We start from the raw sequence: 10,435 nt of genomic DNA, 5'->3' as shown, positions 1-10,435 counted from the left end.
CCACCCAAGCTCCTTCCGGCTCCGCCTCCAGGCCATAAGGTACCGCTGATGCGGGGCCAAGCTGGCACTAACTGAGTGCCTGACTCAATCTGGAGCCCAGATAGGCTCATGAAAACAAGGAGAATGACGAACCGATCAACCTGGTGAAGTGAGGCCCCATGCTTCCGATGGTTCTGGAACTGGCCCTCCAAACGCAGGAGGTCAGGTACCAAGGCGCCCTCGAGGACAAAGCCATCAAAGCCCCCTGAGGGCCTAACAACCCATGGGTCGCAGAAGACTGCCCCAGGGGACTCAAAGGCCGTCAGACGACCCGTCAGGCGCTGACATGGGCCCGACCTGCAGTGAACAGAGAGGACAAGTCCCGGGAAGCCGGCTTGGGGGTGACGGTCAGGAAACCACGTTCTAAGAGGGAAGCGGGCGCGTTTTACCTGGTCAAGAGGGTGGGACCTCGGAGATACGTCGGTACAGCACTGACGTATCTCCTTGCGGTCCGTCAGCAGGTACTGACACATCCATGGGCTTCTGTGTCAGAAACGCAACAGAACTAGCCGTCAGGAACCCTCAGGCCAAAGAGATTTGGTAGCAGAAACGCAACAATCCCGAGGCCGGGTAGCAAGACTGCGTGCACGGTACTCAGCCAGCGCGAGCAGCGACCAGAGCCGTACGGTTTGCCGCAACTGGTCTCAGCCAGTCGAGGCTGCCCGTACGGAACGTCCCCGGGTCAGATCGCTGCACCGGATGCCGCCTCCGGGGTGCCACTTCATCCGGGGCGCGATGCCCCCGTGCTCCGGGCACCACAGCACCGGGGCGATGCCGCCGCAGTCGTGCAGCGTGCACACGCACTCCTCCCCGCGGCCCACGTACGTCACCCCGTGCCGGACAACCCCCTCCGCAGAGTTGGCGCTACCCCGCACCCGGGCCGGCCAGGACAATTCGATCCAGGCCCGGCCCGCCGCCGGGCTCGACCGCTCGGATACCCGGACGTCGCCCAGGACCGCGAGTGGCGCGGCCCCGGCCACGGCAGTCAGTCGCTTGATGGTCATCCCGTACGGCGCCTCCCCCAACTCCGCCAAAGCCTCCACGTCCCCTTCGGCCGCCCACCCGGACAGCCGGTCCGTTCCCTCGGCGTCGTCCGCCAGGATCAGCCGCGGGTAGTCCACCCGGACGGTGTGCGGGTCGCCGCCGGTGCCGAGCACAGTCATGGTGGCCGCGGACGGCGGGGCGGGGATCGTGATCTTGCCGTGGGTAAGGAGCCATCCGACCACCGCGGCTCGGTCGAACAGTGGGCTCTTCTCCGTGCCGACCACCGGGTTCGGGAACTGGGGCAGGCGACGACTCCAGTTCCCGGTGGTGGCCCGGTTCACCCCGGCGATCTGGCCGGCCTCGGCAAGCGTCACCGTGTCCTCGCCCGCGGCGAGGGAGGCCAACGAGGCGAGCGGGGAACGCCGGCCCAGTCCCGTCCGTCGCACCTCCCGCCAGTCCACCAAGGGCCGCGCCACCGGCAGCAGGGCGATGTCCACTGCCGAGAACAGCGGGACCTCGACACTGCCCCCGGCCGCGCGGCCGAACTCGACGGTCGCCGTGCCGGTCGGGGTGATCCAGGCGAGCCGGACCACGTGATCCCAGTCCGCCCTGCGCACCCCAAGCCGGACCGCGGCCTGGTCCGGACCGAGCGGCACATGCCGGTCGAGGAGGGCTGGCAGGTCCCGGCGGCGGGCCAACGCAGCCACCTGGTCCGGATGGACCTCGGGGAACTCCACCTCGCCACCGAGGTAGGCCAGGAGGCCGGCTCGGACGAGGTAGCCGACCGCCGCGGCCGTCACCCGCGAGCGGCGCAGCGGGAGCGGGAGCCCAAGAGCCTGCATCAGCCGCTCTGCCGCCCACCCCGCACCGACCGGCCCGCGTAGTGCCGCCCGCACTTGCTCGGCGTCGGTCGCCTCCACCACCGCCCGTGACCACTGCCCCGCGCCCGCGTCCGCCGGCGGGATCAGGCCCGACCCCGCCGCCCACCGCCACGCGGCCACCGGCACCCGCAGCCAGCTCGCCGCCTGGCCCTCGTCGTACACCTCACGCTGCTGCCTCGACATCGAAACGCTCTCCAATCGCACATCGCGGCGACCCGAACACCGGGTCAGGCCCGAAAGATCCCGGAACATCCTGTTTGTTGTCAATAGCCCTTCTTTTGTGGGGAGTTGGAGGCGCACCGCCAGATCCGCGCTCGCGTACGTGAGGGAAGATTCACCCCTGCGGAGGAGCCCGCGACTGGCCACCGCCAGGTGCGGCGGACGCCCGTCTGCGGATGCCGGTGAAGAAGTTGCCGCCGGGCTGTAACAACCGGGGGACACCGTCGTCTGTGGTGTGCAGGGTGGCCGACCGGCACCCCGCTGGGGCCTCGTCGCAGGGGTCGGGGAAAACATCGGGAGCCAGGAGCTGTGAGTGAAGAGGTATCAGCGGAGGGATTTCACGGGCCACACCCCTCTCCCGAGGAATGCTTCAAGGCTCACTTCGAGCGCATCGTGTCCTTTGTGATGAGTCGTCGAGATTTCCAGAAAATGGATGCCGAGGATGCAGTCAAGAACGCATTGCGTGAATTACTTCCAGCCTGGGACACGCTTCCGAATCCGGTCGCGTACTGGTATCGGCGTTCCCTGTGGCGAGCCGATGATGCCCTCCAGAACAAGAGAATGCATCCCGTCGATTCATTCGACGAGGCCGCGGAGTCGATGCGGAAGCTGGCGGCGCCGGGTCGGTCGCCGGAGGAGGAGGCCGTCTTCCAGGAGGAGCGGCTCCTCCTGGCGGAGGTAAGGCGGGGGCTCAAGGACCGCGATCAGGAGCACTTGGACATGATGCTCGCGGGCTGGACCCCGGCGGAAATGGCAGGCGCCCTCGACGTCACACCGGTCAACGAGCGCGTCGCCCGGCATCGGCTTATGAAGAAGATCGCGCGGGCGATGAACCCGGACTGGAGGGGCGAAAGTGAGTGAGGATTCTATTTCCGAGAACACAGAACCCGTATCGGTTCGGAAGTTCGCCACGTTCGATAAGGGAGCCGAGATTATGAATGACGGGTCGGCGCGGCAGGAATTTACTTCTACTATGCCGCTCCTGGACGACGAGATTGACATTGACGGCGTCAGTGCCTTGGTGGAGCGTGTTGGGGCGTGGTGGAGGAGCGAAAATCCCCGCCCAACCTACTCGACCGAGGAACTGCGTAGGCATTTTGCCGATGTGGTTGGAGATCTGCCAGCCGTTCCGGCTCGGGAGAGCCAGGCAGTCACTTTGTATCCGGAGGACGAATCCCTCGATCGGGACGGTTCGAAGGAGGATAGGGCGCGCCTCGACAAGCCCGCCCGAGTCGCCGCTAAGGAATCTTACTGGCGGCGCCTGAATTCTGGGGCCTCGATTTCGGGGAAGCACTACGGTCCGGCACGGCCGCTTGAAAAGATCCGTCGAGCACGCGGTAGCGACTCGTTGACGTGGTGGGATTCGGCCCACCTCCGAGACTGGCTCGCGGACTGCTGGGACAGCGCGGACCTCATGGCCTTGGCCGCCGCGCGCGAGCGCTGGCTGCTTCCCCGAGGTCGCGGCGCGTGGAAGTGGACGACGAAGTGGGACCCGTTTTCCGTCGCCCTGAATCTGTGGGACGCCAGCCAGGATTCGGCGGACGACATGGACATCGTGTACGACGGCGGTTCGTCGGCCCAGATGTTCACACAGCTCAAGTACCGCTCGGAAGCGCGCGCAGACGGAACCGACGCCGACCTGGTGTCGCTGGAGTCGGCGACCTGGCCGGACACCCCGAAGGCTCCCTCCCCTGGGGGGTATCAGCAGGTGACGGCGCGCCTCTGGGAGCCGCCCGTTTCGCCTGTGAAGGCCCCCGGTCTGAGGATCGTCTTCCTCTGCGAGGGCGTCTCCAGTAGTGAGTCACTGCTCGTTCTGATCAACTTCCTCGGCGTCGCGGAGCAGGGCGATGAACGCTGGGCGGTGGTTGACCGGAACGCCGAACCGCCCGCTGCCGACGAGATTTCGGACGTCGAGGAGTGGACGGACGAGGAGAAGCGGGTGCTTCGACGAAAGCTTGGTGTGCCCGCGAAGGACTCGGCGTTGTACTCGGCACGCAGGAGCGAGTACGTGCGGAAGAAGGAGGCCCGTGGCGTGCGGCGTCCCGACCGTCGTGGTAGGCGGGTGCCGGAGCGGGCTGCGCCGCCGGCACCCGCCGCGGTGCTGGTGGTGGACGGCTCCGGGGTCGCCGAGCGTCTGCGGCCGCCGACCGATGACGCGGCGGTAGGCCTCTACCTCGCTCTGCCTGATCGGCTGAGTCCGGCCAAGGAGCATCTTCCGCAGGTTAAGGAGTTCTGGCATTCAACACTGCACGCATATCTGGGAGGAGATCGCTCGCCCATCGAATCTGGGTTCTAATTACCTCTTCAATTCGTGTAATCGGTCACGTATCAGATAGTTGATATCCTTTGAAACTTTTTCCGTGCCAGGGCCGCATGGCAATTTCTGCGTTTCGGAACACGCCGGATCGGCCCAGCCGGGCCGCCGGTGGGGTGCCGGGGGGCCCGGTCGGGCCCAGATCTGGCAACGGCCGTCCGAAGATCGGCGCGTATCCTCCCTGGAAGTCCTCTCAGCCTCGCAGGCCACATGTGTAACAAAATCCAGCCCCGTCCGTATTACCTCTGCCGGGCCAATCAGTCCTGGTATCCACGGACCGAAGGACGCTTACACATGTCTACGACGGTGAACGGACAGCAGCAGCCGACCGGCGACAACTCGGACGCCGCGTTCGTGACGATCCGACCGACGCTCCCCTCGAAACGAGTCACGGTCTGCGCGGTCCTAGGCGGCACGGTGGTCGCCGGCGCAACGACACTGATCGTGAAGATCTACCCCACCTGGGCCGACCCCCTCCAGGTCGGCATTGCCGCCTCCGGTCTCTACCTGCTGCTGGCCGGACTCCTCTGGCGCTGGTACCGCCACCGCAGGTGACCCGCCACACTCCGTACCCCGCCCGCGTCCGGCCTAGACCACGGCCAGCACCGCCGCCGCAGTCAGCACCGGGCGGGTGGAGGTCTTCATGTCCGATCAAGGGCCCAGGCTCCCGAGGCGACACGGCCGGGCCCCAAGGCGCCCCCAAATGAGGGCATGCCCCCGGCGGATGTCGTCCTGCGGATGTGTTCTTCGGTCAGCCGGCGCCCTTGCCACCCGCTCACACGGCAGTGGGCTCAAGTAACGCGCATTTCTGCGTCCGGGCCCTCTGGGCCAGGACATCAGCTCACCACCGTTCAGCGGCGCTACGTGAGGAGTGGTGAGTGGTGAGTGCGATCGTGCCCGTCTTGTAACGCCGTGAGGATCACCGTGGTGAGGTATCCGGTGACGTCCCGGCCGTTGGGTGAGGGCAGGAGAAGCGTCGGCCCAGTACCGACGTTTCTCGAAGTTCAGTTGCGGTATCGGCACGTTGAACGTGGCAGTACTGCAACAGTGCACTAGCCTGCTCACGCGTACCAGGACAACGAGGGGCCTACCGAAACGATGAGTGCAGCCAACGAGCCCGTTCCCATTCCGCCTCCGCGGCCGGCGAAGCGCCGCAGGCCGCTGCCTGCGACGCCTACGGCACCCTCCAGGTCGCGGTCCGAACGGGGCCAGAACCTCGACCTCCCGCCCGGGTACGGTGCTCACCTCTACCCGCTGGCGACCAGCAACGGGTTCATCGGTAGCTCGTACAGCATGGACTCCCTCGCCTTCATGCTCTGGGCCGTACGCCGCTACGGCGACGCCGAAGACCGTTTCGTCCTGGCCGTCCTGGTCGCGATGATCGGACTGCAGGAGGTCGGGGGGCACATCGAGCAGACCCAGGAGCAGATCGGTCAGACGATCGGCAGCGGCTACAGCCGCTCCCACGTGGCCTGGGCGCTGGGAGTGCTCCTGGAAGACGGAGTCCTCCGCCGTGTCAGGCGCGGCGTCTACCAGATCGTGCCCTCCGCGGCGCTGCGCGGGGGCGTACGCCCGCCGGCGGAGGGGAAGCGTAAAGTCCCTGGAAGCACGCCGGAACGGGTGCACCAGCTGGACCTCCTCAAGGACATCCTGGAGGATCCGAAGGCGCCGGACGCCTTCAAGGCCATGGCGCAGGTTGACGCCAAGCTGCCGGAGGGACCCCGGCAGAAGAGGAAGGGGAAGTGATGAGCATCGCTTCGGCCGCCCCACGGTGGCCCATGCCGCAGGACGACCCCTATGCGGGCCTCGCCTACGTCCCCAGTTTGCCGCCCACCGGCTACAAAATGCTCCTGTACATGCTCAGCCAGCAGCAGCCCGGTGGCTTGGTCCGGGCCACTCACGAAGAACTCGCCACCGGCCTCGCCCTTGACCGAGGGGTCATCAGCCGGGCGATGCCCTACCTCGTCGCCTCGCGACTTGTGTTCGTCATTGGCCGCGGAAAGCTTCAGATCCACCCCATGCTGGCCCGCTACCTCACGCAGCAGGACCGGCGCGCAGCCTTGGCAGCGCTTGCTCCGGAAGACCGACTCGATGTCGGCCACTTCGAGGAAGAGTACGAAAGACGCCTGGCCCTCTACCAAGAGGAGAAGGCGCGCAAGAAGGCGAGCAAGCCAGCGGCTGCCAGGGGCCATCTGCGCAGCGTCCACTGACCTAAGGTCAGAAATGCCGGCGGTCGGGGCGACACCCAGTTGGGTGTCGCCCCGATGCCTTTCCCGCGCACGGGACAGGAAGGGCAGTCCTCCGGGTGTATCCGTCGATTCCCGGACCTGTGGGCCGGATGCTGCAAGATCCGGAACCGGAACACCGTAGTGGTGGCGATCCCCGAACCTGCGGGACGGGCGGCGTCGGCAAGAGCATGGCCCCGGCTATGGCCCGGCGATCCCCGGACCTGCGGGACGGACCAGGCCTTGACCCTCGCCGAGTGGGCCCTCAACCGACGATCCCCGCACCTGCGGGATGGACCGCCCAGTTCTCGGCCGGTGGACCGGAGATCCCCGAACATGCGGGACGGACGTCAAGTGGTCACACAGCAGCACCGCCAGCCGCCGGCGATCCCCGGACCTGCGGGACGGGCCACTCCGCGGTGAACAGGGCCCGGTCCTCGGCCGGGCGATTCCCGGACCTGCGGGAGGGACTCGTCGGGGCCGTGGAGCACGGTGGCCGCGACCCGTTGATTCCTGGAACTGCGGGAGCGACATCGCGTTGGAAACGCCATAGGGGATCATCACCGGTCGATTCCCGGACCTGCGGGACGGACGAGGACATAATGGCTCCGCGCACGCTGCCGTACGGGCGATCCCCGGACCTGCGGGTTGGACATCTCGAAGTGGGCCTACCAGGCTCAACACCTCGGGCGATTCCCGGACCTGCGGAACGGACCTCACCGTCCACGCCGATGTCCCTGGGTACGACGGGCGATTCCCGGGCCTGCGGGACGGGCAAGTCGACCCGCTCGGGCGGCTCCAGCTTCGGCGGGCGATTCCCGGGCCTGCGGGACGGACTGCTCGAAGCTGACGACGAGCTGGACCTCCCACGGTTGATTCCCGAGCCTGCGGGACAGACACCCGACAGGGCTACACGCCCGTCGTGGCCACCGGTCGATTCCCGGGCCTGCGGGACGGACTTGCCCACGATCGTGCCGATGTTGCCCGCGCACGGTCGATTCCCGAACGTGCGAGGCGGATGAGTTGGTGACGTCACCGAGCGAGTAGCCGAGCGGTCGATTCCCGAACCAGCGGGACGGACGAGAACTTCTCCCAGGCGTAGAAGAGATCCGTCGGACGATTCCCGCACCTGCGGGTTGGACAACACCATGTTCGACAGTGGCGAAGGCACGCTCGGTTGATTCCCGGACCTGCGTGTCGGACACGCCCACGATCCCGGGGGAGCTGAACTCCGGCGGTCGATTCCCGGGCGTACGAGACGGACACGTATGTGGTTTTCGGGACGGACCTCTCGTAGACGTCGGCCGCGGCCTCGCGCGCCGGTCGATTCCCGGGCCGGCGGGACGGACGCCCGCACCACCCACGCGGGTTCCAGGAAGCCGGTCGATTCCCGGGCTTGTGGGACGGACACCATCCTGGTGGCCCTGGTGGCCCTGGTGGCCCTGGTGGTCAAGGGCGACGGTCGATTCCTGGGTCTGCGGGACGGAGGTCTCGCCCTTCGCGATCTCGCTTGTGCGGATCGGTCGATTCCAGGGCCTGCGGGACGGACAGCGCGCGCTGCCGGTGGAAGCGCTGGCAGTACAGTCGATCCCCAGACCTGCGGGATGGACGCGGAGTCCATCCGCCGTTCTCGGCCGGTGGACCGGCAATCCCCGGACCTGCGGGACGGACAACAGACGCCGGCGAAACGCAACCTCCAACGCCCGGCGGTTCCCGGACCTGCGGGACGGACCGCTTCAACGTGGCCTCGGCGAACCGCTTCCACAGCGATTCCCGATTCCCGGACCTGCGGGACGGACGTCCCCTCACCGAGCGAGGTAAACGTGATGAACGGGCGATTCCCGTACCTGTGGGACGAACCTGAAGACCGAGGCGATCTTCTCGCCCACCATCGGTCGATTCCCGAACCTGCGGGACGGACGTGAAGTCCCACTCCTCCAGCTGATCCAGAACCGGTCGATTCCCGGATCTACGGGACGGAGTACAACTGCTGCTGGTCGCCAATCAGGACCAGAGGTCGATCCCCGGACCTGCAGGACGAACGCCCGGGAATCGAGTGGCCGGCTGAAGGAGATCAGTCGATTCCCGGACCTGCGGGTCGGACGCCCCGAACTCGAACTCAAGGGCCGTTTCGATCGGTCGATTCCCGGACGTGCGGGTCCGACCAGCCGGTACGGGCGGCCTGCATGAGGGTGGTCGGTCGATTCCCGGACGTGCGGGTCGGACGCTTCGTGGCCTGCGGGTATCGAAGCGCTTTGCCTGTCCTTTGCCCAGCTCACCCAGTGCTTGATTCTCGCCGAGGTCGGACGATCCGGTGTGTTCCCTGACATGAGGGACTGGTGAGGCCATGGGAATTGGCACCCACGTTGATCCTCGTTTCCGAGGCTACGAGGGTAGGGTCCGTAAAGTTAACGGTGGTTTTGGGGTTGTTGGGTTCAGCGGCGGGCGGCTGAGAGCCGGCCGTCGAAGGTGATGTCGAAGGCGTTCAGAGCGGCCTTCCAGCGTTGGGTCCAGCGTTTACGTCCCTGGCCGGTGGGGTCGAGGCTCATGATGGCCATGTAGACGCACTTGATGGCGGCCTGCTCGTTCGGGAAGTGTCCGCGGGCTCGGACAGCCTTGCGGATCCGCGCGTTCACGGACTCGATCGCGTTCGTCGTGCAGACGATCCGCCGTATCTCGGTGTCGAACTGGAGGAACGGCACGAACTCGGCCCAGGCGTTCTCCCAGAGCCGCACGATCGCCGGGTACTTCTGGCCCCATTCTTCCTGGAATTCCAGGAAGCGTTCGGTTGCGGCGTCCTCGGTCGGGGCGGTGTAGACGGGCTTGAGCGCCTTCGAGATCTTGTCCCAGTCCTGCCGGGCCGCGTAACGGAACGACGCCCGCAGGAGGTGAACGACACAGGTCTGTGTGACCGCCTGGGGCCAGACTGCTCCGATCGCGTCGGGCAGCCCCTTCAACCCGTCGCAGACGACCATGCAGACGTCTTCCGTGCCGCGGTTCTTGATCTCGGTGAGGACCTGGAGTCAGTACTTGGCGCCCTCGCCTCCGTCCCCGGCCCACAGGCCCAGGATGTCGCGGGTGCCGTCGACGGTGACGGCCAGGACGACGTAGAGAGGCCTGTTCGCGACCTTCCCGTCCCGCAGTTTCACGTGGACACAGTCAATGAACAGAACCGGATAGACCGAGTCGAGGGGCCTGTTCTGCCATTCGTTCATGCCGTCGATCACCTTGTCCGTGATCGTGGAGATGGTCGTCTTGGAGACCTCGGCGCCGTAGACCTCCGCGAGGTGAGCGGAGATCTCGCCGTGGGTCAGGCCGCGGGCCGAAAGAGACAGGACCATCTCGTCGACGCCCGTCAGCCGGCGCTGCCGCTTCTTGACGATCTGCGGTTCGAACGAGCCCTCCCGGTCCCGCGGGACCTCCAGTACGACCGGGCCGACCTCGGTCACCACCGTCTTGGACCGGGTCCCGTTCCGGGTGTTGCCCGAGCCGGCCTTCTCATGCTTCTCATGCCCGAGATGATCGGTGATCTCGCCTTCCAAAGCCGACTCGAGAATCCTCTTCGTCAGCTGCTGCAGCAGACCACCCTGGCCCGTCAGCTTGATCCCGTCGGCCTTGGCCCGGTCCACCAACTGACTGATCAGCTGGTCATCCAGAACATCCGGCGCCAACCCGGACGGCTGCACCTCCGCCACGGACTCCGCCGACACGGTCACGTCTGTCATCAGGTGTCACTTCCTGCTCGAAGATCCACCGTTGACCGTACAGACCCG

General features: G+C 66.6%; 6 protein-coding genes and 1 pseudogene. 5 read left to right on the top strand and 2 right to left on the bottom strand.

Annotated features, from left to right (window positions below; translation table 11 throughout):
* Nucleotides 1-683: 683 nt before the first annotated feature.
* A complete protein-coding gene (locus ACE1OC_RS43290; protein ID WP_407842176.1) occupies nucleotides 684-2,087 on the bottom strand; it encodes a hypothetical protein in 1,404 nt (467 codons plus the stop codon).
* 345 nt (nucleotides 2,088-2,432) lie between these two features.
* Here ACE1OC_RS43290 and ACE1OC_RS43285 point away from each other — a divergent pair, with 345 nt between their 5' ends.
* The 5 genes from ACE1OC_RS43285 to ACE1OC_RS43265 all read left to right on the top strand — a co-directional run bounded on the left by ACE1OC_RS43285 (nucleotide 2,433) and on the right by ACE1OC_RS43265 (nucleotide 6,647).
* Nucleotides 2,433-2,984 carry a sigma-70 family RNA polymerase sigma factor gene (locus tag ACE1OC_RS43285; RefSeq protein ID WP_407842175.1) on the top strand — a complete coding sequence of 184 codons (552 nt, stop codon included), beginning with the start codon at nucleotides 2,433-2,435 and terminating at the stop codon, nucleotides 2,982-2,984.
* Nucleotides 2,977-4,419: a hypothetical protein gene (locus ACE1OC_RS43280; RefSeq protein ID WP_407842174.1), complete on the top strand. Its 1,443-nt coding sequence runs from the start codon at nucleotides 2,977-2,979 to the stop codon at nucleotides 4,417-4,419. Before ACE1OC_RS43285 ends, ACE1OC_RS43280 begins: the two co-directional genes overlap by 8 nt.
* Before the next feature lie 312 nt (nucleotides 4,420-4,731).
* A complete protein-coding gene (locus ACE1OC_RS43275) occupies nucleotides 4,732-4,992 on the top strand; it encodes a hypothetical protein (RefSeq protein WP_407842173.1) in 261 nt (86 codons plus the stop codon).
* Between the two features lie 738 nt (nucleotides 4,993-5,730).
* Nucleotides 5,731-6,183, top strand: coding sequence for a hypothetical protein (locus tag ACE1OC_RS43270; RefSeq protein ID WP_407842172.1), 453 nt, complete (start codon nucleotides 5,731-5,733; stop codon nucleotides 6,181-6,183).
* Nucleotides 6,183-6,647, top strand: coding sequence for a hypothetical protein (locus ACE1OC_RS43265; RefSeq protein ID WP_407842171.1), 465 nt, complete (start codon nucleotides 6,183-6,185; stop codon nucleotides 6,645-6,647). The genes ACE1OC_RS43270 and ACE1OC_RS43265 overlap by 1 nt, the downstream gene beginning before the upstream one ends.
* A gap of 2,450 nt (nucleotides 6,648-9,097) precedes the next feature.
* Here the strand turns inward: ACE1OC_RS43265 and ACE1OC_RS43260 are convergent.
* Nucleotides 9,098-10,378, bottom strand: a pseudogene (locus ACE1OC_RS43260) (IS256 family transposase).
* Nucleotides 10,379-10,435 lie beyond the last annotated feature (57 nt).

It is taken from the genome of Streptomyces stoeckheimensis (assembly GCF_045822005.1).
In the GTDB taxonomy this organism is placed as follows: Bacteria; Actinomycetota; Actinomycetes; order Streptomycetales; family Streptomycetaceae; genus Streptomyces; species Streptomyces stoeckheimensis.
This window is presented reverse-complemented; position numbering and strand designations above follow the sequence as displayed.

Excerpts from the sequence above, each read along its gene's own strand:
- ACE1OC_RS43290 (WP_407842176.1), bottom strand. The coding sequence starts at position 2,087 with ATGTCGAGGCAGCAGCGTGAGGTGTACGACGAGGGCCAGGCGGCGAGC.
- ACE1OC_RS43275 (WP_407842173.1), top strand. The coding sequence starts at position 4,732 with ATGTCTACGACGGTGAACGGACAGCAGCAGCCGACCGGCGACAACTCG.
- ACE1OC_RS43270 (WP_407842172.1), top strand. The coding sequence starts at position 5,731 with ATGGACTCCCTCGCCTTCATGCTCTGGGCCGTACGCCGCTACGGCGAC.
- ACE1OC_RS43265 (WP_407842171.1), top strand. The coding sequence starts at position 6,183 with ATGAGCATCGCTTCGGCCGCCCCACGGTGGCCCATGCCGCAGGACGAC.